Source organism: Novosphingobium mangrovisedimenti (genome assembly GCF_025153475.1).
Lineage (GTDB): Bacteria > Pseudomonadota > Alphaproteobacteria > Sphingomonadales > Sphingomonadaceae > Novosphingobium > Novosphingobium mangrovi_A.
The window spans coordinates 109,037-134,809 of sequence record NZ_JANZXA010000003.1; the positions used below are offsets into that span (position 1 = coordinate 109,037).

Annotated in this window: 23 protein-coding genes; 17 read left to right on the forward strand and 6 right to left on the reverse strand. The window is 66.3% G+C overall.

Annotated features, from left to right (window positions below; genetic code table 11):
• Positions 1 to 48: 48 nt before the first annotated feature.
• From NZK81_RS06165 to NZK81_RS06175, 3 genes are all read left to right on the forward strand, one after another.
• Entirely contained in the window at positions 49 to 1,098 is a 1,050-nt protein-coding gene (locus tag NZK81_RS06165) for a hypothetical protein (RefSeq protein ID WP_260044936.1), read from the forward strand.
• Positions 1,099 to 1,199: 101 nt separating this feature from the next.
• Positions 1,200 to 1,832 carry a DUF1326 domain-containing protein gene (locus NZK81_RS06170; RefSeq protein WP_260044938.1) on the forward strand — a complete coding sequence of 211 codons (633 nt, stop codon included), beginning with the start codon at positions 1,200 to 1,202 and terminating at the stop codon, positions 1,830 to 1,832.
• A 38-nt stretch (positions 1,833 to 1,870) separates the two neighbouring features.
• Complete coding sequence (locus tag NZK81_RS06175; protein WP_260044941.1) at positions 1,871 to 2,659, forward strand: DUF2182 domain-containing protein; 789 nt, start codon at positions 1,871 to 1,873, stop codon at positions 2,657 to 2,659.
• A gap of 4 nt (positions 2,660 to 2,663) precedes the next feature.
• Here NZK81_RS06175 and add read toward each other — a convergent pair whose 3' ends face one another.
• Positions 2,664 to 3,791 carry an adenosine deaminase gene (gene add / locus NZK81_RS06180; RefSeq protein ID WP_260044943.1) on the reverse strand — a complete coding sequence of 376 codons (1,128 nt, stop codon included), beginning with the start codon at positions 3,789 to 3,791 and terminating at the stop codon, positions 2,664 to 2,666.
• Between the two features lie 209 nt (positions 3,792 to 4,000).
• Between add and NZK81_RS06185 the strand changes: the two genes are divergently transcribed.
• Positions 4,001 to 4,327, forward strand: coding sequence for a WYL domain-containing protein (locus NZK81_RS06185; protein ID WP_260044945.1), 327 nt, complete (start codon positions 4,001 to 4,003; stop codon positions 4,325 to 4,327).
• Between the two features lie 6 nt (positions 4,328 to 4,333).
• Here NZK81_RS06185 and NZK81_RS06190 read toward each other — a convergent pair whose 3' ends face one another.
• The gene (locus NZK81_RS06190) at positions 4,334 to 5,224 is read right to left on the reverse strand and encodes a fumarylacetoacetate hydrolase family protein (RefSeq protein ID WP_260044947.1); all 891 of its coding nucleotides are present in this window, start codon (positions 5,222 to 5,224) and stop codon (positions 4,334 to 4,336) included.
• Between the two features lie 118 nt (positions 5,225 to 5,342).
• Positions 5,343 to 6,794: an NAD-dependent succinate-semialdehyde dehydrogenase gene (locus tag NZK81_RS06195; RefSeq protein ID WP_260044948.1), complete on the reverse strand. Its 1,452-nt coding sequence runs from the start codon at positions 6,792 to 6,794 to the stop codon at positions 5,343 to 5,345.
• Positions 6,795 to 7,040: 246 nt separating this feature from the next.
• On the opposite strand from NZK81_RS06195, the gene NZK81_RS06200 reads away from it, so the two are divergent.
• The 9 genes from NZK81_RS06200 (at position 7,041) to NZK81_RS06240 (ending at position 18,953) form a co-directional block, all read left to right on the forward strand.
• Complete coding sequence (locus NZK81_RS06200) at positions 7,041 to 8,480, forward strand: aldehyde dehydrogenase family protein (protein ID WP_260045329.1); 1,440 nt, start codon at positions 7,041 to 7,043, stop codon at positions 8,478 to 8,480.
• 137 nt (positions 8,481 to 8,617) lie between these two features.
• Positions 8,618 to 9,433 carry an SDR family NAD(P)-dependent oxidoreductase gene (locus NZK81_RS06205; protein WP_260044950.1) on the forward strand — a complete coding sequence of 272 codons (816 nt, stop codon included), beginning with the start codon at positions 8,618 to 8,620 and terminating at the stop codon, positions 9,431 to 9,433.
• A 4-nt stretch (positions 9,434 to 9,437) separates the two neighbouring features.
• Complete coding sequence (locus tag NZK81_RS06210) at positions 9,438 to 10,760, forward strand: cytochrome P450 (protein WP_260044952.1); 1,323 nt, start codon at positions 9,438 to 9,440, stop codon at positions 10,758 to 10,760.
• A gap of 8 nt (positions 10,761 to 10,768) precedes the next feature.
• On the forward strand, positions 10,769 to 11,794 hold the full coding sequence (locus NZK81_RS06215) for an NADP-dependent oxidoreductase (RefSeq protein WP_260044954.1): 1,026 nt from the start codon (positions 10,769 to 10,771) through the stop codon (positions 11,792 to 11,794).
• Positions 11,795 to 11,825: 31 nt separating this feature from the next.
• The gene (locus NZK81_RS06220) at positions 11,826 to 12,845 is read left to right on the forward strand and encodes a DUF2889 domain-containing protein (protein ID WP_260044956.1); all 1,020 of its coding nucleotides are present in this window, start codon (positions 11,826 to 11,828) and stop codon (positions 12,843 to 12,845) included.
• A gap of 154 nt (positions 12,846 to 12,999) precedes the next feature.
• A complete protein-coding gene (locus tag NZK81_RS06225) occupies positions 13,000 to 16,476 on the forward strand; it encodes an indolepyruvate ferredoxin oxidoreductase family protein (RefSeq protein WP_260044958.1) in 3,477 nt (1,158 codons plus the stop codon).
• A 119-nt stretch (positions 16,477 to 16,595) separates the two neighbouring features.
• The gene (locus NZK81_RS06230) at positions 16,596 to 17,408 is read left to right on the forward strand and encodes an SDR family NAD(P)-dependent oxidoreductase (protein ID WP_260044960.1); all 813 of its coding nucleotides are present in this window, start codon (positions 16,596 to 16,598) and stop codon (positions 17,406 to 17,408) included.
• A gap of 4 nt (positions 17,409 to 17,412) precedes the next feature.
• Positions 17,413 to 17,919, forward strand: coding sequence for a nuclear transport factor 2 family protein (locus NZK81_RS06235; protein ID WP_260044962.1), 507 nt, complete (start codon positions 17,413 to 17,415; stop codon positions 17,917 to 17,919).
• Positions 17,916 to 18,953, forward strand: coding sequence for an LLM class flavin-dependent oxidoreductase (locus tag NZK81_RS06240; RefSeq protein ID WP_260044964.1), 1,038 nt, complete (start codon positions 17,916 to 17,918; stop codon positions 18,951 to 18,953). The genes NZK81_RS06235 and NZK81_RS06240 overlap by 4 nt, the downstream gene beginning before the upstream one ends.
• Positions 18,954 to 19,033: 80 nt before the next feature.
• On the opposite strand, the gene NZK81_RS06245 is transcribed toward NZK81_RS06240, so the two are convergent.
• Both NZK81_RS06245 and NZK81_RS06250 read right to left on the reverse strand, forming a co-directional pair.
• Complete coding sequence (locus NZK81_RS06245) at positions 19,034 to 19,777, reverse strand: SDR family NAD(P)-dependent oxidoreductase (protein WP_260044965.1); 744 nt, start codon at positions 19,775 to 19,777, stop codon at positions 19,034 to 19,036.
• A 47-nt stretch (positions 19,778 to 19,824) separates the two neighbouring features.
• Entirely contained in the window at positions 19,825 to 20,697 is an 873-nt protein-coding gene (locus tag NZK81_RS06250) for a LysR family transcriptional regulator (RefSeq protein WP_260044967.1), read from the reverse strand.
• 132 nt (positions 20,698 to 20,829) lie between these two features.
• On the opposite strand from NZK81_RS06250, the gene NZK81_RS06255 reads away from it, so the two are divergent.
• Positions 20,830 to 22,431 carry a carboxyl transferase domain-containing protein gene (locus NZK81_RS06255; RefSeq protein WP_260044969.1) on the forward strand — a complete coding sequence of 534 codons (1,602 nt, stop codon included), beginning with the start codon at positions 20,830 to 20,832 and terminating at the stop codon, positions 22,429 to 22,431.
• A gap of 23 nt (positions 22,432 to 22,454) precedes the next feature.
• Here NZK81_RS06255 and NZK81_RS06260 read toward each other — a convergent pair whose 3' ends face one another.
• Complete coding sequence (locus NZK81_RS06260) at positions 22,455 to 22,886, reverse strand: endonuclease domain-containing protein (protein ID WP_260044971.1); 432 nt, start codon at positions 22,884 to 22,886, stop codon at positions 22,455 to 22,457.
• 99 nt (positions 22,887 to 22,985) lie between these two features.
• Between NZK81_RS06260 and NZK81_RS06265 the strand changes: the two genes are divergently transcribed.
• The 3 genes from NZK81_RS06265 to NZK81_RS06275 are packed head-to-tail and all read left to right on the forward strand — an operon-like array spanning position 22,986 to position 25,759.
• On the forward strand, positions 22,986 to 24,839 hold the full coding sequence (locus tag NZK81_RS06265; protein WP_260044973.1) for an acetyl/propionyl/methylcrotonyl-CoA carboxylase subunit alpha: 1,854 nt from the start codon (positions 22,986 to 22,988) through the stop codon (positions 24,837 to 24,839).
• Positions 24,840 to 25,301: a GFA family protein gene (locus NZK81_RS06270; RefSeq protein WP_260044975.1), complete on the forward strand. Its 462-nt coding sequence runs from the start codon at positions 24,840 to 24,842 to the stop codon at positions 25,299 to 25,301.
• Complete coding sequence (locus tag NZK81_RS06275) at positions 25,298 to 25,759, forward strand: GNAT family N-acetyltransferase (protein ID WP_260044977.1); 462 nt, start codon at positions 25,298 to 25,300, stop codon at positions 25,757 to 25,759. The genes NZK81_RS06270 and NZK81_RS06275 overlap by 4 nt, the downstream gene beginning before the upstream one ends.
• Positions 25,760 to 25,773: the final 14 nt, after the last annotated feature.

Below are 25,773 nucleotides of genomic sequence, written 5' to 3' on the forward strand. Positions count from 1 at the left end.
CGGCCCGTCAATCCACGCATCAAGCGCCTGATTGGGAGAAGAACAACCGTGCGGCAGATAGAACTTGCCATCGACGTCAGCGATGCCGTGGGACTGGGCGTGCCGGCCCGGATCGCCGCGAGCGTGTTCCTGCCCGAGCCGAAAGACCTGCCCGAGCGTCCACTCGTCTGCGTCGCGCTGCCCAGCAGCAGCTATGCGCGCGGCTATTACACCTGCGACCTGCCGGGTGCCGGAAGCGGCGCGCAGGCGGCCTTTCACGTGGCGCGCGGCTGGATAGTCGTCGCGCTCGACTGGCTGGGATGCGATGCCGCCTCGGGGCTCGATCCGGAAGATCTGGGCTACGCGGCCCTGACCACGGCCGCGCATGCCGCGCAGGCGGAGATCCTGTTGCGGCTGGCCAATGGCGTGCTCGAGCCGGGCTATCCGCCGGTGGGGCGGCCCTGCGTCATCGGAATCGGTCAGTCGCTCGGCGGCGGGCTGCTGATCTATCAGCAGGCGCGGCACGGCAGTTTCGACGGAATCGGCGTGCTGGGGTTCAGTGCGATCCACGCGCACCCGGCCACGCCGCCGGGCGGCGAGCCGGTGGTAGTGGCGTGGTATCCGCGCGATGCGAGTCTGGAGGACTGCCGCGAACCGCTCAATGCCGCTGCCCTGTCCGGCGCGCAGGCGGCGCAGCAAAAGGCCGCCTGGGAAGCCGTGGCCTGGGGTTTCCACTATGACGACGTGCCTGCCGATGTCGTGGAGCAGGATCTGATCCACTACGAGGGCATTGCCCGCGGGATCGACGCCGATGCGCCGCTGCCCCCTTGGTATGCGCGCCGCACCCCGCAGCGCGCGGCGCGTTCCTCGCTGACGCCGGGCGTCGTCGCGGCAGAGGCAGCGGCGGTCACCGTGCCGGTGCTGGCGGCGATGGGCGTGCGCGATCTCGTGCCCGACCCGCGCAGCGAGCCGCGCGCCTATTCCTCCGCGCGCTCCGTCGATGTCTTCGTCTGCCCGCGCATGGGTCACATGCACAACATGGCCGGCACCCGCGCCCTGCTGTGGGAACGCATCCACTTGTTCGGGCAATGGTGCGCGGCGCTCAAAGGGCAGGAGTGAGCCGGGACAGGGGGCCCGTTTTCCGGCGAATTGTGCTATAGGCGGAAACATCGCAGTCGCCTTGCCGGCGACTCAATGCATTGCTCACGGGAGATGAGGCAATGGCATACTGGAAACTCAAGGGACGCGAACTCGCCAACTGCAATTGCGAGTACGGCTGCAACTGCCAGTTCGGCGGTCTGCCGGACAAGGGCGGTTGCCAGGCGGTATTCGGCATGGCGATCGACGAAGGCATTCACGGCGACGTCGACTTGTCCGGGCTGAACATCGCCGCGGTTTTTCGCTGGCCGGGGCCGATCCACGAAGGGCATGGCGAATGCGCCGCCTTCGTCGACGAACGGGCCAGCGAGGCGCAGCGCAATGCCCTGCTGACGATCATGACCGGCGGCGATACGGACCCGTTCGCGACCGTTTTCGCGGTCTTCGCCTCGACCATCGAGACCATGCACGAACCCCGGTTCCTGCCGATCGACTTCGAGGTCGATGTCGAGGGGCGGACCGGCAGGCTGCGGATCGATGGGCATGTCGAGATGGACGGCGAGCCGATCCGCAGTCCGATCGACGGGCACGAAATCCGCGCGCGCATCAACCTGCCGGACGGCTTCGAATACGAGGTCGCCGAAATCGGCGCGGGGCGCAGCCGTGCCTATGTGCCGATGCAGCTCGAACATGGTTCCAGCTATGGCCAGTTCGCGCACCTGCACCTCGATAGCCATGGAGTCGTGCACGCCTGATGGCGCCGGTGGAGGCATTGCTCGCGCGGCATCGGGCCGTGTCCGTCGCCATGCTCGCTGTCCTGACGGTGCTGGCGTGGGTCTGGCTGGCGCTGGGGGCGGGCATGGCGCCGGGGCTGTCGCTGCCCGCGCTCCTGCCGCATGACGGCGGCATGATGCCGGGCATGGAGACCGGCGGCATGGCCATGCCCGCCTCCGCAGATGTCCCGGGGGCATGGTGGCCGGCCTCGCGCTTCCTCCTCACGTTTTCGATGTGGTGGGTGATGATGGTGGCCATGATGCTGCCCTCGGCCACGCCGATGGTCCTGCTCTATGCCCGCACTGCGGTGTCGGGCGGGGTCACGGTCTCACCCGCGACCGGCAGCTTCCTGTCGGGATACCTGCTGGTCTGGGGGCTCTTCTCGCTTGCTGCGACCGCGCTGCAGATGGTGCTCGAACGCGCGGGCGTCGTGGCCGGGATGGACATGGTCTCGGTCAGCCGACCCTTTTCGGGGGCGCTGCTGGTCGCCGCGGGGCTCTATCAGCTCTCGCCGTTCAAGGAGGTGTGCCTTCGCCATTGCCGCAATCCGGCGCAATTCCTGACGCACTATTACCGGGCTGGCAGGGCAGGCGCCTTGCGGATGGGCGTGCGGCATGGCGCCTTCTGCGCCGGTTGCTGCTGGCTGCTGATGGCGCTGCTGTTCGTGGGCGGCGTCATGAACCTCGTGTGGATAGCGTTCCTGACGCTGCTGGTGGCGGCGGAAAAGATGCTGCCCGGCGGGCGCTGGATTGCGATCGGCGGGGGCATCCTTTGCCTGGGCTGGGGCGGCTATATGTTCCTGGCCTGAGGGCCTAGGCGGTCAGGTCCCAGCTCTGCGCATAGGCGTCCAGCCTCGCCAGATAGCCGTCGCGTTGTTCCGCCGGAATCCACGCGGTCTCGAAGGCATTGCGCTCGATGCGGACGAGTTCGGCGGGCGTCAGGGCGCTGTCCTTCTGCGCGCGGACCAGCACTTCGGTGATGTATTCGCTGCCCATGTAGGCCGGATCGTCGGAATTGACCGAAACCTTGAGCCCGGCATCGAGCATCTCGCGCAGGGCGTTGATCGGCTGGCCGTCATCCATGACCTTGCCCGAGAAGGTCGGGCAGACGGTGAAGGGAATGCCGAGGCTCTTCGCCAGCGCGACCAGTTCGGGCGACTGGACGATATTGCCGCCATGGTCGATGCGCTCTGCCTTCAGGTCGACGAGGGCCGTGCGGATATTGCCGAGCGTGTTTTCCTGATTGACGTCGCAATGCATCGTCACGTGCAGGCCCGCGGCGCGCGCCTTGGCGAAGTGTTCGGCGAATTTCTCGGGTGGATTGCCCTTCTCGTCGGAATCGAGCCCGACGCCCACCAGCTTGTCCTTGTAGGGCAGCGCGGCATCGAGTGCTTCCATGGCCGAGGCCGCGCTGAGATCGCGCATGAAGCACAGGATCAGCTGCGACTGGATGCCCAGCGTCTTCGCCGCATCGGCGCGTGCACGGGTGATGCCGCCGATTACCGCCTCGATCGGCACGCCGCGCTTGAGATGTTCCTGCGGGTCGAAGAACATCTCGGCATAGAGCACGTTCTGCGAGGCGGCCTTGCTCAGGTAGCCGTAGGCGAGATCGTAGAAATCCTGCTCGGTCAGCAGCACCTGCATGCCGTCGTAGTAGATCTTCAGGAAGCTGGGCAGGTCGTGGTAGATGTAGCTGCGCTTCATCGCCTCGACATCCGCATAGGGCAGCGACAGGTTGTTGCGCTTTGCCAGCGCGAATTTCATTTCCGCTTCGAGCGTCCCTTCCAGATGGACATGGAACTCCGCCTTGGGCAGCCCGGCGATGAAGCGTGCCATGGCGACATCATCCGTGGGCGGTGTCGCCGCGCGAGCCCATCCCGGCAGGGCGCAGGCCAGAGGAGCCGCGATGGCGGCGCGGATGATCTGTCGTCTGTCGTGCATGAGCGATCCCCGTTTGTGCCGGAATTCCGCCGGGCGGTCCGATCCGCGGCACTATCCGGTTTCGCGAGGGGGGATGTCCATCGACGAAAAGTCTACGCCGCGTTCCAGAAATTGCAGCGGTCCGAATCTGGTGTTTATTCGTCCCGTCAGGGGTTTTCCGTGCGTTTTCCGGCTTGCGGGATGGGGGGCGTCCTTGCCATAATGTTGCGATGCACAATTCTACCGATGCCAAAGCCTCTCCGGAGCGCACGATCATGGAGGCCATCGTTCGCCGGCGAACGATCTGTGCCGAATACAACGGCGGCGAAATGCTGCTGGCGCCGCACCGGATGTTCACCCGGCATGGCGATCTCTTCGTCAGCGCGCTCAACCTGCGCAAGAACTGGCGCAGCGAGGAGGAGCGGCGGCTCGGCCATTTCAAGCTCGACGGTCTTTCGAACGCCGCGCTGACCGCCGACGAGTTCGAGCCGCTGCCGGCCAACGAAAACTGCCTGCCTCGCGAGACCGACCAGGAAGTGCTCTCGGTCTACGCCTGACGCCTGTCAGGCGGCGGTTTCGGCCGGCTCCATGCCGTCGAGCGGAGTCTTTCGGCCGGGGCCGCCGCGCACCTTCACCGTCATTTCGCCAAGACCGTCCATTGCCGCATGCATGACGTCGCCGGGCACGACCGGCCCGGTGGAACGCGGCGGCGTGCCGGAAAAGATCACGTCGCCCGGGTGCAGTGTCATCACCGAGGCGGCATGTTCGACGAGGTCGGCAATGCCGAGCACGAGACTGGCGGTGCTGTCGACCTGCCGCTCCTCGCCATTGACCTTGAGGCAATAGGACAAGGCGTCGGGATCGGCGATCTCGTCGCGCGTGGTGAGCCAGGGCCCCATCACGCCGTAGGTGTCGAAGCTCTTGCCGAAGCTGGGAAATTCGCTCCCCTGCATCGTCATGTCGAGGCCGATGCAATAGCCCGCCACGTGGTCGAGCGCCTCGCTTGCCGGGATTTCGGTGCCTTCCTTCCCGATGACGATGGCGATTTCCATCTCGTGGAAGGTGGTCCGCTCGGGCCAGCGCAAGGTGACGCCGTCGGCGGGACCGGCGGCGGCATTGGTCATCTTGAAGAGCAGCCCCATGCGGCGTGGATGGCCGCCCATGTCGAGGACGATCTTGTGGTTGCCCGCCCCGCACAGGAACTTGCCCGGATTGGCCACCGGACATTTCAGCCGTACCGAGTCCGCGGGAATTCCCGGCGCCATGTCGGCAAGGTCCTCCATCGCCGGCCGCAGACGGTCGAGATTGGCGATGAACAGGTCGCCCGGCGGGTAGGGCCAGCGCACACCGGGCAGCATGTCGGTGACTGCCGTCACGTCATGGACCCTGTCGTTGCGCACGACCCCGAGCCTGACCGGGCCATCGGGCGCGTCCTGGTAGCGGCAGATCTTCATGCGGCATCCTCTCCCAATATGTTTGGGGAGGATCATCGGCGCTGCCGGTGCCGGCTGCAAGAACCGGCTGTCCGGCAGGATTGCCCGAGCGTCCAGCGAGGATCCCTCGCCGCCGAAATCAGACCGGATTGATGCCCATGCAGAGGTACTTCACCTCCATGTAGTCATCGAGACCGTAGTGCGAACCTTCTCGGCCAAGGCCAGACTGCTTGACGCCGCCGAAGGGGGCGACCGCGGTCGAGATCAGGCCGGTGTTGATGCCCACCATGCCCGCCTCGATGGCTTCGGCCACGCGCCACACGCGCGACAGGTCGTTCGCGTAGAAGTAGCTGGCAAGGCCGAACTCGGTGTCGTTGGCCATGCGGATCGCGTCGGCTTCGTCGGTGAAGCGGATCACGCCGGCGAGCGGGCCGAAGGTTTCCTCGCGCGCGAGCTTCATCTCGGGCGTCACGTTGGCGACGACGGTCGGGCAGAAGTAGGTGCCGCCAAGGTCGCTGCGCTTGCCGCCCGCGAGCAGGGTGGCGCCGCCGCCGAGGGCATCCTGAAGGTGTTCCTCGACCTTCTCGACCGCCTTCTCGTCGATCATCGCGCCGATCTGCGAGCCCTCGTCCATCGAGTAGCCGACCTGCATCGCGCTGACCCGCGCGGCCAGCTTGGTGACGAACTCGTCGTAGACGCCGTCCTGCACGTAGAAGCGGTTGGTGCACACGCAGGTCTGTCCGCCGTTGCGGAACTTGGAGATCATCGCGCCTTCGATCGCGGCGTCGACATCGGCATCGTCGAACACCAGGAACGGCGCGTTGCCGCCCAGTTCCATCGAGCACTTCTTGATCGTCTCGGCGCATTCGCGCAGCAGGTCGCGGCCGATCTCGGTCGAGCCGGTGAAAGTGACCTTGGCGACCTTCGGGTTGCGGGTAAGTTCAGAGCCGATCTGGCCCGCGCTGCCGGTGACGACGTTGACCACGCCCGCCGGAATGCCCGCCATCTCGCACAGCCGGGCGATGGCGAGGGCCGAATAGGGCGTGGCCGAGGCCGGCTTGATCACGGCGGTGCAGCCCGCCGCCAGCGCCGGGCCGAGCTTGCGGGTGATCATCGCATTGGGGAAGTTCCATGGCGTGATTGCGGCGACCACACCGACCGGCTGCTTGAGCACGACGATGCGCTTGTCGCCCTGGTGGCTGGGGATCACGTCGCCATAGGCGCGCTTGCCCTCTTCGGCGAACCATTCGATGAAGCTGGCGCCGTAGACGATCTCGCCCTTGCCCTCGGCGAAGGGCTTGCCCTGTTCGCGGCTGAGCAGTTCGCCCAGTTCGTCCTGGTGTTCCATCATCAGGTCGAAGAGCTTGCGCATCATTCCGGCACGTTCACCGGCCGTCTTCGCGCGCCACGCGGGAAGCGCGGCTTCGGCGGCGTCGATCGCACGCGCGGTTTCATCCGCGCCCATCTTCGGAACCGTGCCCAGCACCTTGCCCGTGCCCGGATCGGTGACGTCGAAGGTCGCCCCGGAATCGGCATCGCACCACTTGCCGTCGATGTAGCACTGCTGCTTGAGGAAGTCGGTGTAGGCCATTTCTTGAGGGTCCTCTTCTGATTCCTGCCGGGCCACCTCGTTGGGATGGCGGTTCCGCAATTGGCATAGGGATGACCCTCTGCCCTGACAACTGCCCAACTGGCGCGCGCCGCTGCTCCTGTATCCTCGCACAAGCGTGAGGTTCGTCGATTGACGTGCGGTTGCTGCTAGGCTAGTCTCAAAATAGAATAAAAATTCACAATAACGAATTATTGTGGGAGAGGACCTCTGGACTACGCAGCCTATATCGACGGCGCCTTCCTCAAGGGCGAGGGTGCGCGCTTCATGGTCGAAAATCCGTCGGATGAATCGGTCGTCGCCGAAGTGCAGGGCGTGTCCGCCGCGCAGGCCGACGCGGCGATCGGCGCCGCCCGCCGGGCTTTCGACGATGGCGGCTGGTCGGGCCTGTCGATGAAGGAGCGCGCGGCCTACATGACGCGCTACGGCGAAGCGCTGCGCAAGCGGGCCGACATGCTCAGGGAATGCGCGATCAACGAGGCGGGGTGTCCGGCAAGCTCCACGGTGATGGGCGCGCAGGTCCACGCACCGCTGCGCATGACCGACGAGATCATCGAGCTGTTTCTGCGCCTGCCCGAGCAGGAGGAAAACCCGCTGCCGATGCACGAGCGGGTAAACCCCTATTTCGTCGTCCAGAGCCTCAAGCGCTGGTCGCCGCTCGGCGTGGTCTCGGCGATCAGCGCCTACAACGTGCCGTTCTACACCGCGTTCTGGAAAGTCGTGCCCGCGCTGATGGCGGGCGACACGGTGATCCTGCGGCCCAATCCGCTGACGCCGATTTCCTCGATGGTCTTTGCCGAGGCGGCGGACGAGGCTGGCCTGCCCAGGGGCGTGATGAACGTGATCGTCGAGCAGGGCCTTGAAGGCGGCCTTGCCATGACCACCGACGAGCGCGTCGACATGGTCAGCTTCACCGGATCGTGCACCGTGGGCGCCAGGGTGGCCGAGCAGGCTGCGCCCACGCTCAAGCGGCTGGTGCTCGAACTGGGCGGCAAGTCGGCGCAGATCTACCTGCCCGATGCCGTGGCGCGCGCCTCCTCGGCGGCCTTTACCGTGTGCACCTCGCACGCCGGGCAGGGCTGCGTGCTGGGCACGCGCGTTTTCGTTCCGCAAGAGAGCAAGGCCGAAGTGCTCGAAGGCATGGCCAGGATGCTCTCGGGCGTAAAGATCGGCCCGGCGAGCGATCCGGCCACCCAGCTCGGCCCCGTCATCAGTGCCGCCCAGCGCGACCGCTGCGAGCATTTCACCAGAGCCGCCGTAGAGGCGGGCGGCAAGGTGGTGTGCGGCGGCAAGCGGCCCGAGGGCATCGACAAGGGCTTTTACTGGGAGCCCACCGTGCTCGACCTGCCCGACAACAGGAACCCCGCCGCGCAGGAGGAGATCTTCGGCCCGGTGGTGGGCGTGATCGGTTACCGCGATCTCGACCATGCGGTGGAGATGGCCAACGACAGTAAGTTCGGCCTGTCCGGCTGGGTCCACGGCGCGGACAAGGTGAAGTCGCTCGAAGTGGGCCTGAAGATCCGCAGCGGCGCGGTCAACGTGAACGGCGCGGTGATGTCGAGCTACGCCAGCGGCGGGGGGATCAAGATGAGCGGCATCGGCCGCGAACGCGGGATCGAAGGCCTGCGCGAATTCCAGATGATGACGACCCTCAATATCGGGGGCTGAACACCGGCGGGTGAATGTCATGAGGTTCGTCATTGCGAGCGCAGCGAAGCAATCCAGGGCGGCTTGAACCGGCTCTGGATTGCCGCGCAACCTGCGGTTGCTCGCAATGACGAAACGGAGGTGAGAGAGGAAAGAACATGGAAGGACTGGTTCAAGGCAAAGTGGCGCTCATCACCGGCGCGGGCTCGGGCGTGGGGCGTGCTGCCTGCCTGCTGTTCAGCGAGCATGGCGCCAAAGTGGTCGCTGCAGACATCAACGGCGAAAACGCGGAAGAGACCGCCGCAATGGTCCGCGATGCCGGGGGCGAGTGTATTGCGGTTGCCTGCAACGTGGCCGATCCGGCCTCGGTGGATGCTGCCGTAGCCATGGCGGTCGAGACGTTCGGACGGCTTGACGTCATCTACAACAATGCCGGCATCACCATCAATCCGATCCCCGGCAAGGGCATGAAATCCCTGGCCGAATGCGAACCGGACGAGATGAAGCGCGTCGAGGATGTCAACATCAACGGCGTGATCTACGGCAGCCAGGCGGCGATCCGTCAGTTCGAGAAGCAGGCCGAAGAAGGCAAAGGGCTTGGCGGATCGATCGTCAGCACCGCCTCGGTTGCCGGGCTCATGGGCTACGGCGGAGTGCTCTACGGCACCACCAAGGGCGCTGTCGTGCAATTCACCCGCGCGCTTGCCATCGAGGTGGCCGACAAGGGAATCCGCGTCAACGCGGTCTGCCCTGCGGGCATGCTCACCCACTATGCGGGCATGAACCCGGACAGCGAGCACCGCGAGCGCATCCTTCAGGGCATGGGCGCGGCCCATCCGCTCGGCAAGGCGATCGACCCGCGCGATACGGCATCGGCGGCGCTGTTCCTCGCATCCGATCTCGCATCGAACATCACCGGCGTGAACCTGCCGGTCGACGGCGGTCTCTATGCCGGCCGCAAGGTAGGAGGCTGACGTCATGGCAAGCTGTCCGGTAACGGGAGGAAACTCCAACGCTCTCGCCTCGCTGATGAGCGACAATCCGCGCTATGCGGAAATGTTCGACGTCAACAACGAGGCGGCCAACGCGGGTGTCGACAACAATCGCGACTACACAGACGACATGAACGCATTGCGCGACAAGGCGGCGGTGCAGAAGGGATCGCTGCGCGAACTGCTGGGCGTGCCCGAACTGCCGATGTCGATGGGCACGGCGCGTGATTCGATGACGTTCTTCTCCTATCGGGCCTGCGAGATCGGCTTTCGCGAGAACCTGATCTTCTCGTCCGAAGGCTATAACGAGAGCCCGGGGGTGCGCACGATCGGCACGACGATCCTGTCGATGGTCGGCAAGCCGCACAAGCGCCTGCGTTCGGCCGCCCAGCCGCTGTTCAAGCGCCCCAAGGTGATCGACTGGTGGAACAAGCGCTGGATCGAGGGGACGGTGGATGCCCTGCTCGACCGCCTGCTGGAAAACGAGACGGCCGATCTCAACATCGAACTGTGCGCCCGGCTGCCGATGGCCACCGTGACCCGCGCCATCGGGCTCGAGGGCGAGGACGTGATCGAGTTCCGCTACCAGCTTACCCGCGCCACCTTCGGCGCCGCCAAGCTGCCCCCGGAGGAAGCGGCCGAATCGCGCGCCATTGTCGACAGGACGCTGCGCGACCTCATTGCCGAGAATACCCGCACCCCCGGCGACAACCTGATCGCGGGCCTGATCGCGGCCGAGATCGTCGACGAGGACACGGGCGACAGGCGCCCGCTCACCGAGGACGAGATCTTCGGCTACTGCAAGCTGGCGATCTTCGCGGGCGGCGGCACCACCTGGCGGCAGCTGGGCATCACCATCGATGCGCTGATGACGCATTACCATTTCTGGGAGGCCTGCCGCGAGGACCGCTCGCTGGTGGAGGCCGCCGTCGAGGAATCGCTGCGCTGGCGCTGTACCGATCCGATGATGCCGCGGCTGTGCGTCGAGGACTACGTGGTGGAAGGCGTGATGGTCCCGGCAGGGACCAGGGTTTACTTGTGCTTCGGTGCGGCGAACCACGATCCCGCTGTCTATGAACGGCCCGAGGAATACGACATCTTCCGCAAGAAGAGCGCCGCCAACATGGGCTTCGGCTTCGGCCCGCACCGCTGCCTCGGCATCGAGGTCGCGCGGCAGGAAATGATCGTTGCCATCAATGGTCTGCTCGACCGGTTCCCGAACATGCAGTACGATTCCACGCGTCCGCGGCCCGAATTCCGCGGGCTGGAACATCGCGGCATGACGTCGGTTCCGGTCATTCTCAAGTGACCGGAACGATGAAGCAGGTCGTCCTGGCCTCCTATGCAAAGGGCAATCCGAAGCCGTCCGACTTCCGCATCGAGGACGTGCCCGTGCCCGAAGCCGGCGCGGGCGAGATCCTGCTGCAAACGCTCTACATCGCCGTCGACCCGCTGATCCGCTTCTCGCTCGATGAAAAGCTGCTCTCGGGTGCGAGCCGGATGGAGCTGGGTGCGACGATGGTCGGGCCGACGGTCAGCAAGGTCGTGGCTTCGAACCATCCCGACTATGCACCGGGCGATTTCGTGGAAGGCCGCACGTTCTGGGCGGAATATGCCGTCGTCGCGCCGGACCGGTCGGACTATCGCGGTCCGCCGCGCAAGCTCGATCCCGCGCTGGCACCGGTTTCTACTGCGCTGGGCGCGCTCGGCGGGCCGGGCCAGACCGCCTACGAGGGCGTGGTCAATGTCGGCCGGCTCAAGGCGGGCGAGACCATCGTCGTTTCCGCCGCGGCAGGCGCCGTGGGCTCGATGGCGGGGCAGATCGCCAAGGCGCTCGGCGCACGCGCGGTCGGCATCGCCGGGGGCGAGGCCAAGTGCAGGGCCTTGCTCGATCTCGGCTTCGATGCCGTGGCCGACTACAAGGCGCCGGATTTCGCCGATCAGCTCAAGGCCGCCCTGCCCGAAGGCGCGGACGTCTATTTCGAGAATGTCGGCGGCGATGTGACCATGGCGGTGCTGCCGCTGCTCAAGCGCGGCGCGCGCATGCCAATGTGCGGCTTCATCGCCTATTACGGCATGGGCATGGAAGGACCGGGGCCGGATCACCTGCCCGGCTTCTACCGGCACATCATGTCGAAGGGGCTCGAGATCAAGGGCTTTGCCGGCATCTTCGCCGGTCCCAAGGCGCTGGAGGACATCGCCGGGTGGATGAAAGAGGGCAAGGTGCGCTTTCCCGAATCCGTCGTCGAAGGCATCGAAGCGGTCCCGCAAGCCTTCTCCAGCGTGTTTTCGGGGCATGACCATGTCGGCAAATTGCTCGTGCGTGTCGCGCCCGAGACTTGATTGACCCTCGTCTAGGGGCCAGCTTGGCACCATGGAAATCGAGACTCTGCCCCCACCGCCGCGTTCGACGGCCAATCCGGCGCCGAAAAGGCCCGCCAATTCGGTGCGCCGCACCACCAGCATCGACGTGTCCTGGCCCGACGGGATCGAGGGGCAGCGTCTCTTCGTAGGCGCCGCGCGCGACGTGGTCACCCCGGCAGACGGCGGCGCACCGCGCCTCGTTGCCGAGGGCAGCTACCGGGCGCGGCTGAAGGAAGACAAGACGATCACCGAGATTTCGGCCGATCTCGAACCCGAAGGCTTGTCCAAGCTGGTCGGTGCAAGGGCGGGCGGCCACTTGCGCATGCTGCTGGGCGAGGTCATGCCCGATCTCATCGCGCAGACGCATCCGCTCTATCTCGTGCTCGACGATCTTTCCGGATCGGCGCTGGTTTCCGCTTTCGCATGGTCGCAGTGGTATCCCGACTGGGCCGAGAAGCTGCGCCAGCGCATCGGCGAGGAAGAGCATGCCAAGCTGATGACCCAGCGCGTCAACGTGTGCTGGGGCCTGCAGGAAGGCCATAGCGGCCTGCAGCCCGGTGGCCCGCCCTCCAATGTCGCCGATGCCGATGCGGGTGACGTGCGTAACCCGGAGGATCCGCACGGCTGGCATGCACTGCCTGAGCACGAAGGCCCAGGCTTTCGCCGCGCGCGCCGCATCGACGTGGTGCGTGACGAGGCGGCGGGGGTGATCCGCATCGATTCCGCCTTCCAGGACAGCGCCTCGAAGCCCGACGGCGGGCGCATCGCCATCCACGAATACCTGCTGCGCGCGACGGCCGACATCGACACGCTCGAAGTGCTCTCGATTGAGCCGGAAGCGCGCATCCTGCCGTTCTCAGAATGCCCCGGCGCGATTGCCAACACTCAGCGCCTCGTCGGTCGCAAGCTGCCCGACATCCGGGCCGAGGTTCTGGCGCAATTGCGCGGTCCCGAAGGGTGCACGCATCTCAACGACGCCCTGCGCGCGCTGGCGGACGTGCCGGAACTGGTGGCCGAACTGGCGGCATAGCCTTCTGTCCTCCTCGTCCCGGGGAGGACAGAGACCCGTCCCGCACCATCGGCAACCGCAATTGACCGCTGCGGCGCAAGCGGCGCGCAGCGCTTGCACGTGGCGGAACCATCTGAAAGGCCCCAGGAGAACCAGAAACATCCGGGGGAATGCGTTGACTAGATCGGTCGTCACGCTCGATGACAAGTACACGCAAGGAGCGGGGCAGGTCATGCTCTCGGCGCTGCAAGGCGTGGTGCGTCTGTTGCTTGATCAGGCGCGGCGCGACAAGGCGGCGGGGCTGAACACGGCGGGGTACATCACCGGCTATCGTGGTTCGCCGATCACCACGCTCGATGCCCAGCTCTGGGCTTCGGAAAAGCTGCTCATCCAGCACGGCATCCGCTTCGAGCCCGGTCTCAACGAGGAACTGGCGGCAACCTCGGTGCGCGGCACCCAGCAGCTCGACTGGTACGGCAAGCCGCGCGTCGATGGCGTCTTCGCGCTCTGGTACGCCAAGGGCGTAGGCGTCGAGCGCGCGGGCGAGGCGATCAAGGCTGCCAACTTCGAAGGCACGCACAGGAACGGCGGCGCGCTGCTGCTGTGCGGCGACGATCACGCCGCCAAGTCCTCGCTCACCGCGCACCAGTCCGAACACGTGCTGGTCACGGCGATGACGCCAGTGCTCTATCCAGCGACGACCGACGAGATTCTCTCCTTCGGCCAGTACGGTTGGGCGCTCTCGCGCGTCAGCGGGCTCTACGTCGGCATGAAGACGGTGACCGACACGCTTGACCTGACGACCACTGTCACCCTGCCGGGCTACCAGTTCCCGATTGCGCTGCCCGAACTGCCCGCCGGCACCGCGCCCAACCTTCGGCTCGCGATGTCGGCGCTGCAGCAGGAGCAGGCGGTGATCGAGCAGCGCCTGCCGATCGTGCCGCTGTTCACCGCGCTCAATCCCATCGACCGAGTGAGCCACGACGCGCCCGAGCGCAAGCTGACGGTGGTGAGCGCGGGCAAGGCCTGGCTCGACTTGTGTCAGGCGCTCGCCGATCTCGGGCTGGACGAGGAAAAATGCCGCGCGATCGGCCTGCGCGTGGTCAAGCTCGGCCTCGTCTGGCCGCTCGATGTGGCCTTTGCGCGGCAGGCCTGCGGCGGCAGCGCCGAGATCATGGTGGCGGAGGAAAAGCGCGCCTTCATCGAGGAACAGCTTGCGCGGATCTTCTACGGCACGGTGAATGCCCCGGCGATCTCGGGCAAGCATGAGCCGGACGGTGCGAAGTTGCTCTCGGAAATCGGCGTGCTCGATCCCGGCTCGGTCCGCCGTGCGCTGGTGAAACGGCTGGCCGCGCTCGACATCTTGCCCGACGAGGCGGCGGCGCGCGATGCGGCGCTGCGCGATCTGGAGGGCAGCGCCAAGACGCTGGCCATCACCGCGATCCGCCCGGCCTATTTCTGCTCGGGCTGCCCGCACAACACCTCGACCGTGGTGCCCGAAGGCTCGGCGGCGATGGGGGCGACCGGGTGCCACGGTCTCGCCCACTACATGCCCGAGCGGCACACGATGCAGACCGTCTCGATGGGGCAGGAGGGCATGCCCTGGGTCGGCGCGCAGACTTATGTCGATACGCCGCACATGTTCCAGAACCTGGGCGACGGGACCTATACCCACTCAGGCCTGCTGACGATCCGCGCGGCCGTGGCGGCGAAGAGCAACGTCACGTTCAAGATCCTCTACAACGATGCCGTCGCGATGACGGGCGGGCAGCCCGCCGAAGGCTCGCTGACGGTCGAGCAGATCGTGAACGAGCTGGTGACCGAGGGCGTTTCGCCGGTGGTGCTGCTGAGCGAGGACCCGGACCGGTTCTCCGCCTCCGATCTGCCCAAGGGCACGCGGGCGCTCTACCGCGACGAACTCGATGCCGTGCAGCGCGAACTGCGCGAGCTGAAGGGCACGACGGCGATCGTCTACGACCAGACCTGCGCCAACGAAAAGCGCCGCCGCCGCAAGAAGGGCAAGTTCCCCGATCCCGACAAGCGGCTCTGGATCAACCCGGCGGTGTGCGAAGGCTGCGGCGATTGCTCGGTGCAGTCGAACTGTCTCTCGATCACCCCGATCGAGACCGAATTCGGCCGCAAGCGCGCGATCGACCAGTCGACCTGCAACAAGGACTATTCCTGCATCAAGGGCTTCTGCCCCAGCTTCGTCGAGGTCTCCGGTGCTGCACTCGCCAAGCGCAGCATGGACGATGCGGTGCTGGCGGACATGGTGGCGAAACTGCCGGTGCCGCCCGTGCTCGACGTGTCGCAGGCGCCGCGTGCGATGCTGGTGACGGGCATCGGCGGCACCGGCGTTCTCACGGTTGGCGCGATCCTCGCCATGGCGGCGCACATGGAGGGCAAGGCCGCCAAGGTGCTCGACCAGACCGGCATGGCTCAGAAGGGCGGCGCGGTGACCAGCCACTTGCGCATCGGCGCCGATACCGATGCGATCCCCTCGGCCCGTCTCGGCACCGGGCAGGCGGACGTCATCATTGCCTGCGATCTTGTCGTCGGTTCGGGGCCGGACGTGCTGGCGATGGCGCGGTCCGATACGCAAGTACTGGCGAATGAGGATGTCGTTCCCACCGGCGAATTCCAGCGCAACCGCAATCTCGATCTCACCGCCACGCGTTTCCTCTCGGCTATCGGCAAGCGTGTCGATCCGGCCAATATCGCCTCGCTGCGCGCCGGGGCGCTGGCGACGCGGTTGCTGGGCGATTCGATCTTCACCAACCTGATGATGGTCGGCTTTGCTGCGCAGAAGGGGCTGCTGCCGGTCGGGCTCGATTCGATCGAGGAAGCGGTGCGCCTCAATGGCGTTGCCGCGAAGGCGAACCTTGCCGCGCTCTCGCTCGGGCGGCTCGCGGCGGCGGGGGCTGACGATCTCTTCGCGCTGGCCGATGCCTCTGCCGAGGGACCGGCCGTGCCGCATTCCTACGCGGAGATCGTCGAAAGCCGCTCGCGCTTGCTGACGGCTTGGCAGAACGAAGCTTATGCTGCGCAATATCGGGCGTTCCTCGATGGCGTTGCGGGCAAGCTGCAAGCGCGCGGCCTGGGCGACAGCGAGCCGCTGATGGCGGAGATTGCGCACGGGCTCGGCAAGCTCATGGCCTACAAGGACGAGTACGAGGTCGCCCGGCTCTACACCGATCCGGCCTTCCGCAAGGGGCTGGCCGATACCTTCACCGGAAGCCCCAAGCTCAAGCTCCACCTCGCGCCGCCACTGCTGGCTTTCCGCAAGGACCACAAGACCGGCCGCCCGCGCAAGATCGCCTTCGGTTCGTGGATTTTCCCGGTCTTTACAGTGATGGCAAAGCTCAAGGGGCTGCGCGGCACGCCGCTCGATCCGTTCGGCTATACGGCGGAGCGCCGCATGGAACGGGCCCTGATCGGCGGATACCGCGCGCTGGCTGAGGAGATCGCCGACAAGGTCACGCCTCAGTCCATGCCGGTCGCAATCGAACTGGCCGCTGCTGCCGATCTGATCGCCGGGTACGGCCCGGTCAAGGACGCGGGCGTGGAGGCCTATCGCGCGCGGGTGGCCGAACTCCTGCCCCGGTTCTCCAAAGCGTCCATCGCGGCCAAACGAGTCACCGAACGGGCCTGAGCACAAACCTCTCCGCGGGGGCGGTATGTGGGCGGACGGGTTTGTCCGCCGCGCAAATTTGCCTCACCCTTTTCGGGAAGCGGGCGATTCCTCAACGATCGCCAGACTGGGGAGAGACGATGGACAAGGCGCAATTCGCACGGCGTTACGGCCCCTGGGCGCTGATAGCCGGGGCCTCGGAAGGAACCGGGGCGTCGTTCGCAAGACAGCTTGCCGAAATGGGCCTGAACCTCATTCTCGTCGCGCGCCGACAAGGCCCTCTCGATCGGCTCGCATCGGAACTGCGCGGGGCCCATGGCGTGGAATGCGGGACGGCCTCGATCGACCTTTCCGCTGAGAATGCTGCGCAGCAATTGCTGCAGGTCGCGGGCGATCGTGAGGTCGGCTTGCTCATCTTCAACGCCGGGGCCGATCCCAACGGATCAATGTTCCTCGACAACGCGGTCGCCAACTGGGACGCGCTGGCCATGCGCAACGTCATGACGGTGATGCGCGCGCTCCATGCCTTCGGTGCGCCCATGCGTACGCGCAAGCGCGGCGGGTTGATGGTGGTGGGTTCAGGCGCCTGTTACGGCGGGCTTCCCGGCATCGGCGTCTACGCCGCGACCAAGGCTTTCGATCTCGTGCTGTGCGAAGCGCTCTGGTCCGAGCTGGAGCCGCACGGGGTCGATGTGCTCAGCTTTGTCATCGGCCGTACCGATACGCCGGCCCACCGCGAACTGATGGAAGCGCGCGACATGCCGATCCCGGAGGGACTCGCCGATCCCGACGATGTTGCGCGTCTCGGCCTCGAACGCCTGCCTTTCGGGCCCATCTGCAACTGGGGCGAGGGGGACGAGGAAGCGATCATGTCCGCTTCTTCCGCCGCGCAGCGCCGCGAGCGCATTCGCCAGATCGCCGCCGTATCCGCCGCCTACGCGAAGAAGGGATAGCGCCATGACCGACAGCAGCTTCGAACAAATCGCCGAGAAGTTCGCGATCACCGAGCAGATCTACCGCTATTGCCGCAGTGTCGACCGGCTTGACGTGCCGCTCGGCCATTCGGTGTTCCACGAGGACGCCACCGCCGATTATGGTCCGACCGGCTATCGCGGCACCGGACGTGGCGCGATTGACTGGATCTGCGAGGCGCACAAGTACCTGCTCGCCCATTCGCACCAGGTCACCAACATCAACATTGTCCTCGATGGCGAGCGCGCCGGGAGCGAGGCCTATGTCACCGCCACGCTGCGCATGGAGCGCGAGGGCAAGATGATGCTCATGGAAATCTGGGCGCGCTATTGCGACCGCTGGTCGAAGCGCGACGGCACATGGCGCATCGATCACCGCGACACCGTGATCGACTACGATTCCATCCGCGAAGTCACGCCCATGAACCGCCACGAATGGGCGCGGCGTGATCCGCAGGATCCTTCCTACGCTGCCCTGGGAGCCGGCCGGTGAAAGACGTCACGATTTCCGTCTCGTTCGACATGCGCTCGCCCGACTGGGCCGCGCCGACGCCCGATCTCTATCGCGCGGCTACCGCAATGGCGGCGCATGCCGACCGCATCGGCGTCGACCAGATCGGCCTGATGCAGCATCACGGCTCGGACGACGGCTATCTGCCGCAGCCTTTCGTGCTGGCGGGCGGCATGGCGGCGGTGACCGAGCGTATCCGCTTCCTGCTCGGAGCGGTGATCCTCCCGCTGCACGATCCGGTCGAACTGGCCGAGCAGATCGCGGTGCTCGACAACATGTCGGGCGGGCGGCTCAGCGTGATCTTCGGGGCTGGCTATGTGCCCGGTGAATTCGCGATGTTCGGCAAATCGCTCAAGGACCGCGCGAAGCTGATGGACGCCGGACTCGAGATCATGCTGCGCGCCCTGAAAGGCGAGCGGTTCGAATACGAGGGACGCCCGATCTTCACCCGGCCGCTGCCGGTGCAGCAACCGGAGGACATCATCATGGTCGGCGGCGGCGTGCCTGCCTCGGCGAAGCGCGCGGCGAAGTTCGGCGTCGGTTTCGGGCCGATGAAGGGCGAACTGGTCGATCTCTACCTCTCCGAATGCGAACGTCTCGGCCACGCGCCGCGCCGGCACTTCCGCCCGGTGCCCGGCATGCCCATGGCGATCCACTTGTGCGAGGACCCGGACGCGGGCTGGGATGCCATCGCGCCCCACGCCGTCCACGTCATCACCGAATATGCCAAGTGGGCCGAGCAGGAAGGCAAGGCTTCCAATTCGCCGTTCAAGGGCCTGACCGATCCCGCCGTGCTGCGCCAGGCCGGGCTGTTCGCGGCCTGGACGCCGGAGATGCTGCTCGAGAAGGCGCGCAGCATGCAAGGCGGCAATATCGGGTTTCAGCCACTGCTCGGCGGGTTGTCGCCGGACGAGGGCTGGAAGAGCCTCAAGCTGCTCGAACAGGTCATGCCGGAGCTGAAAGCTGCTATTTCCGGCGAGACACTCATCCTCCCTCGTTCGTCATTGCGAGCGTAGCAAAGCAATCCAGAGGCGGTTAGTGCTCACTCTGGATTGCCGCACGGCTTCGCTGTTCGCAATGACGAAGAATAGGATCCTCAGTCCGCCGTCACGCCTGCATCGATATTGATGCACGCACCGTGATAGGATCGCGCGGCCGGGGTGGCGAGGAAGGCGACGGTTTCGGCCACGTCCTCGATCTCGCACAGTCCGCGCGGGGAGCCGATGCGGCCGATCAGGTCGCGGTCGCATTCGGCAAGGGCCGCCATGCCGCCGACGAGGCCGGTCATCATCCCGCCCGGGGCCACTGCGTTGATGCGGATCGGGGCCTTCATGTATTCCATGGCCAGTGCCTTGGTCATGTTGGTGAGGCCTGCCTTGGTGGCGCAGTAGGCGGCGAAATAGGCCTGCCCCTGGAAAGCCGCGCAGGACGTGACGTTGACGATGGCGCCGTGGCTTTCGAGCAGATGCGGCAGGCTCGCGCGGATCAGGAAGAACGGGGCCTCCAGATTGACCTTCATGGTGAGGTCCCAGGCCTCGTCCGTAAACCTGTCGCTGGGCCCCGGCTTCATGACGCCGGCCACGTTGCACAGGGCGTCGATCCGTCCGAAGGCCTTGATGGTCTCTTCCACCGCCTTGGCGCAATTGCTGCGCACCGACAGGTCGAGCGGCAGGACAAGTGCCTCGCCGCCTGCCGCACGGATGGCCTTGGCGGCTTCTTCCAGCCCTGCCTCGACGACATCGACCAGTGCGACTTTCGCGCCCAATCCGGCCAGCCTCTCGGCAGTGGCGCGTCCCAGACCCGCCGCGGCGCCGGTGACCAGCGCGACTTTTCCGCTCATGTCCGAAGGTTGCAACGTCTCTCTCCTCGCATCTCTCTTCGCGCGCTTCATGCCTTGCCGTAGTGGCGGCGGACAAGGCCGATGAAGGGGCTGGCGAGCGCCGGAGCGATATGCGCTTCGCTGGCGTGGAGCAGGCCTACGTCGCGGGTCAGCTCGAAGTCCTTCACCGGCACGAAGCGCACTGCGGGTTCGGCGAAGCATTCGGGCATCATGCCCACCCCGGCCCCGGCGCGCGCGACCGCCAGCACGCGCTCGTCGCTGGTGGTCTTGAGCACGAAGCGCGGGCGCACGCCGCGTGCGATGAAGAAGCGGTTGATCTCCGGCAGGCCCTCGCAGTGGCGGCGCAGCGCCATGCGGTCGCGCGCGAGCTGTTCGGCCATCACCTCGTCCTCGTCCGCCAGCGGATGATCGAGGGGCAGCACCATCATGTAGCGTTCGCGGGCCATGACTTCGGGATGGAAGCGGGCGTGCTGCGGGCGCACCACGGTGAGCGCCACGTCGATGCGGCCGCGTTCGAGCCGCTCGGTTATGTCGCGTTCGTTGCCGTCGAGGATTTCCAGCGCCTCGCTGGAGCCGAGCGCGCGGTGCTGCTGCAGCAGGTCCTCGATCATCGGCGTGGGGATCGTGCCGAGCACGCCGATGCGCAGCAGGGTGGGGTCGGAGACTTCGGAGAGCTCCACCAGCGCGTGCTCGTATTCCGCCGCGATTCGCCGCGCGCGCACGAGGAAGCGGCTTCCGGCGGGCGTCAGGGCAACGCCCTGGCGATCCCTGTCGAAGAGACGGGCGCCCAGTTCGCGCTCCAGCTTGGCGATTCCGGCGGAGAGCGAGGGCTGGGTCACGCTGACCCGCTTGGCGGCACGGCTGAAACTGCCGGTTTCGGCGACGGCGAGGAAATAGCGCAGCTGGTACTGGTCGATCATAGAGATTGTCTATGACGTACCGACGAAACTTTCAATTTCCTCTGGTCGCGCGGCTTCGTTAGATAGGCGGTGTAAATCGAACTCCTGCGGGATGAGGCTGCGGCACAGTGCGGCCGGAAAGGAATTGAGGGCATGAGCGCGCCGGTGCTCCAGACCAACGTAAACCTCGAAAGCCCCGAGGCGAAGGCGCGCGATGCGCACAACCGCGCTCTGGCGAAGGAACTGCACGACAAGGTTGCGCAGGCCGCGCTGGGCGGCAACGAGAAGTCGCGCCAGCGGCACATCAGCCGCGGCAAGCTGCTCCCGCGTGACCGCGTCGAGCGCCTGCTCGATCCCGGCTCGCCGTTCCTTGAGATCGGCCAGCTTGCCGCCGATGGTCTGTACGGCGACGAAGTGCCCGGTGCGGGCATCATCGCCGGCATCGGCCGTGTCTCGGGCCGCCAGTGCATGATTTTCGCCAACGATGCGACGGTGAAGGGCGGCACCTACTTCCCGTTGACGGTGAAGAAGCATATCCGCGCGCAGGAGATCGCGGCGACCAACCGGTTGCCCTGCGTCTATCTCGTCGACAGCGGCGGCGCCAACCTGCCCAATCAGGCCGAGGTCTTCCCCGATCGCGACCACTTCGGCCGGTTCTTCTTCAACCAGGCACAGATGTCGGCGCAGGGTATCCCGCAGATCGCCAGCGTCATGGGCTCGTGCACCGCGGGCGGCGCCTATGTGCCGGCGATGAGCGACGAGACCGTGATCGTGAAGGAACAGGGCACGATCTTCCTTGCAGGCCCGCCGCTGGTGCAGGCCGCGACTGGTGAAGTGATCTCGGCCGAGGATCTGGGCGGTGGCGACCTCCACAGCCGCAAGTCGGGCGTAACCGATCACCTCGCCGACAACGACGAGCACGCGCTGACGATCGTGCGCGACATCGTCTCGTACCTCGGCCCGGTCCACCAGCATGGCTTGCCGCTGCAGGAACCGCGCGCGCCGAAGTACGATCCCGAGGAACTCTATTCGATCATCCCCGAGGACGTGCGCGCGCCCTACGACGTGCATGAAGTGATCGCGCGCATCGTCGATGCCAGCGAATTCCACGAGTTCAAGGCGCTCTACGGCACCACGCTGGTCTGCGGCTTTGCGCATATCCACGGGATGCCGGTGGCGATCCTCGCCAACAACGGCGTCCTGTTCTCCGAAAGCGCGCAGAAGGGCGCGCACTTCATCGAGCTCGCCTGCCAGCGCAAGATCCCGCTGCTGTTCCTCCAGAACATCTCGGGCTTCATGGTCGGCGGCAAGTACGAGGCGGAAGGGATCGCCAAGCACGGCGCCAAGCTGGTCACTGCCGTGGCGACCGCGCAGGTGCCCAAGCTGACCGTGCTGATCGGCGGCAGCTTCGGCGCCGGCAACTACGGCATGTGCGGCCGCGCCTACGACCCGCGCTTCCTCTTCACCTGGCCCAACAGCCGCATTTCGGTGATGGGCGGCGAACAGGCCGCCAGCGTGCTTGCCACCGTCCACCGCGACGCGGCGAAGTGGGACGAGCGCGAGGCCGAGGCCTTCAAGGCGCCGATCCGCCAGAAGTACGAGGACGAAGGCAACCCCTACTACGCCACCGCGCGCCTGTGGGACGACGGCGTGATCGACCCGGTGCAGACTCGCGACGTGCTGGGGTTGGCTCTGGCGGCGGCGCTTGAGGCGCCGATTCCGGAGGCACCCCGCTTCGGGGTGTTCAGGATGTGATGAGGGTGAAGACGGTGTCTTCCTCATTCCTCCCCGAGCTCGTCTCGGGGAGGGGGACCGCCCGGCGCAGCCGGGTGGTGGAGGGGCAGCCGCGCCTGCGCTTCGGTAACGATCAAGGTCGTGACCGCCTCAAGGTCATCCAGAACCGCGCGCGCCGGAATGCGCAAGGTCGCAATGCCCGCGTCACTAAACCATCGGTCCCTGGCCTCATCTCGGGCCGGGTTGTCACCCATGCCGTGCGCCATGCCATCCACTTCGACGGCAAGCCGCGCATCGGCGCAGTAGAAATCCAGAACATAGGCGCCGCTCGGATGCTGACGGCGGAATTTCAATCCACCCGGGCGCTTGCGCAGCTCGCGCCAGAGCAGGCCTTCCGGCAGCGACATTGCGCTGCGCAGCTTTCGCGCTCGGGCGATTCCGCCGGCTTTCGGCTTGGGTGCCACGTCTTTGAACATCGCATTTCCCCCTCCGTCTCGCTTCGCGAGCCACCTCCCCGAGACAAGCTCGGGGAGGAATGGGTTTCCGGCATTCGGGTGGGGATTGGGAGTTAAATCATGATCAAATCCCTCCTTATCGCCAACCGTGGCGAAATCGCCTGCCGGGTCATTCGCACCGCGCGCAGCCTCGGCATTCGCACGATTGCCGTCTATTCCGATGCCGACGCGCAGGCGCTGCATGTGCGCGAGGCCGACGAAGCCGTGCACATCGGCCCGGCGCCAACGCGCGAGTCCTATCTTGTCGGCGAGAAGATCATCGCGGCCGCCAAGTCGACCGGCGCCGAGGCGATCCACCCTGGCTATGGCTTCCTGTCCGAGAATGCCGCGTTCGCGCAGGCCGTCATGGATGCCGGGATCGTCTGGGTCGGGCCGAATCCCTCGTCGATCACAGCGATGGGCCTCAAGGATGCGGCCAAGAAGCTCATGGCCGATGCCGGGGTGCCGGTGACGCCGGGCTACATGGGTGAGGACCAGTCGCCGGGCGTGCTGGCCGACGAGGCGGGCAAGATCGGCTATCCGGTGCTGATCAAGGCCGTCGCGGGCGGCGGCGGCAAGGGCATGCGTCTTGTCGAGAGCGAAGAGGACTTCGCCGACGCGCTGACCTCGTGCAAGCGCGAGGCGGCATCGTCGTTCGGCAACGACCACGTGCTGATCGAGAAGTACATCGCCTCGCCCCGCCACATCGAAGTGCAGGTCTTCGGCGACAAGCACGGCAATGTCGTTCATCTCTTCGAGCGCGACTGCTCGCTGCAGCGCCGCCACCAGAAGGTGATCGAGGAAGCCCCGGCACCGGGCATGAATGCGGCGACGCGCGAGGCGCTTTGTGCTGCGGCCGTGCGTGCGGCACAGGCGGTCGACTATGTCGGCGCGGGCACGATCGAGTTCATCGCCGATGGCTCGGGCAAGCTTGCGGCGGACAAGATCTGGTTCATGGAAATGAACACCCGTCTGCAGGTGGAACACCCCGTTACCGAGGAGATCACCGGGGTCGATCTGGTCGAATGGCAGCTGCGTGTCGCCAGCGGCGAACCGCTGCCGATGAGCCAGGAAGACCTGACCATCGACGGCTGGGCGATGGAAGCGCGCCTCTATGCCGAGGACCCGGCCAAGGGCTTCCTCCCCAGCATCGGCACGCTCGAATTGCTGCAGTTCGGCGATGCCGAGGGTGGGCGCATCGACACAGGTGTTTACGAAGGCGCGGAAGTTTCGTCGCACTACGATCCGATGATCGCCAAGGTCATCGCCTGGGGCGAGGATCGCGACGAAGCGCGCGAGCGCTTGGGCGAAATGCTGCAGGACAGCGCGGTCTGGCCGGTGAAGACGAACGCCTCGTTCCTGGTGAAGGCGCTGGAGCATCCGGACTTCGCGGCGGGCAAGGTCGATACCGGCCTGATCGGCCGCGACGGTGAAGCCATGGGCGAGCCGCCGGTCCCGTCGGACGATGTGCTGCAGCGTGCCGCCGATGCGCTGGTTCCGGTCACCGACATGGCGGGCTTCCGTCTCAACGCCGCGCCCCGGCGCGCTGCGTGGTTCCTGCTCGATGGCGAGAAGGTCGAGATCGAACTGACCGGCGAAGGTTCAGAAGAGCCCGCCACCGGCGTGCTGGTCACCGAGCAGGGGCAGGCCTGGCTGCTCTCGTCCTGGCGTCACGACGCCGCGCATGGCGCGGCCGATGGATCGGGCGCGATCGTCGCGCCGATGCCGGGCAAGGTCATCTCGGTCGAGGTCGAGAAGGGCGACACGGTCACCAAGGGCCAGAAGCTGCTCACGCTCGAGGCGATGAAGATGGAGCACACGCTGACCGCGCCGTTCGACGGCACGGTGGCCGAACTCAACGCCAGTGCGGGCCAGCAGGTGCAGGTCGATGCGCTGTTGGTGAAGATCGAGGAAGACGCCGAACAGGAGGCGTGAATGAAACAAGAGCCGGAGGCATACGCCCATCACTATGCCGGCCGTTGCCACTGCGGCGACGTCCGTGTTGTCCTGCATAGCGACAAGGCGCCCGACACGTTCACACCGCGCGCCGACCAGTGCGGCTTCTGCGTGCGGCATCGCGTGGCGGCGGTGTCCGATCCCGCGGGGCTGGTGGAGCTGAGCGCGCCGCGCGATCTGGAGCCTTATCGCTTCGGCCTCGGCATCACGGATTTCTTCGTGTGCGGGCGATGCGGTGTCTTTGTTGCGGCGGTCTGGCACAAGGACGGCGGGACATGGGCAGTGGTCAACATGCCCGCGCTTGATGATCGCGACGGCTTCTCCGCCGAGGCCGTGCCGATGGATTTCGATGGCGAGGATGTCGCGGCACGCGAGGCGCGGAGGCGGCGCAGCTGGACTCCGACACGGCTGACGCTGACGGCGCCGGAGGCGCGCGCGTGACGGGCCTCGTCATGCGCGATGCGCGCGAGGAGGATCTGCCGGCCATTGTCGCGATGCTGGCCGACGACGAATTCGGCCGGGCGCGCGAGGATGCCTCGCTCCCGCTCGATCCGGGCTATGTTGCGGCCTTCCGCGCCATCGACGGGTCGGACCGGCAGCGGCTGATCGTCGCGGAGCTGGATGGCCGGCTCGTCGGCACGCTGCAGCTCGGTTTTCTCGCGGGCCTTTCGATGCATGGCGCTTGGCGCGGACTGATCGAGGCGGTGCGCATCGATGGCAGCCTGCGCGGCCGGGGGCTGGGTTCGCAGCTCGTCGAATGGGCCGTCGGGGAATGCCGCGCGCGGGGCTGCATGCTGGTGCAGCTGACGTCGCACCGTGACCGCGCCGACGCACACCGTTTCTACGAACGACTGGGCTGGGAGCAGAGCCACGCCGGCTTCAAGCTCAAGCTCGATTGACAGGTAAAGGATGC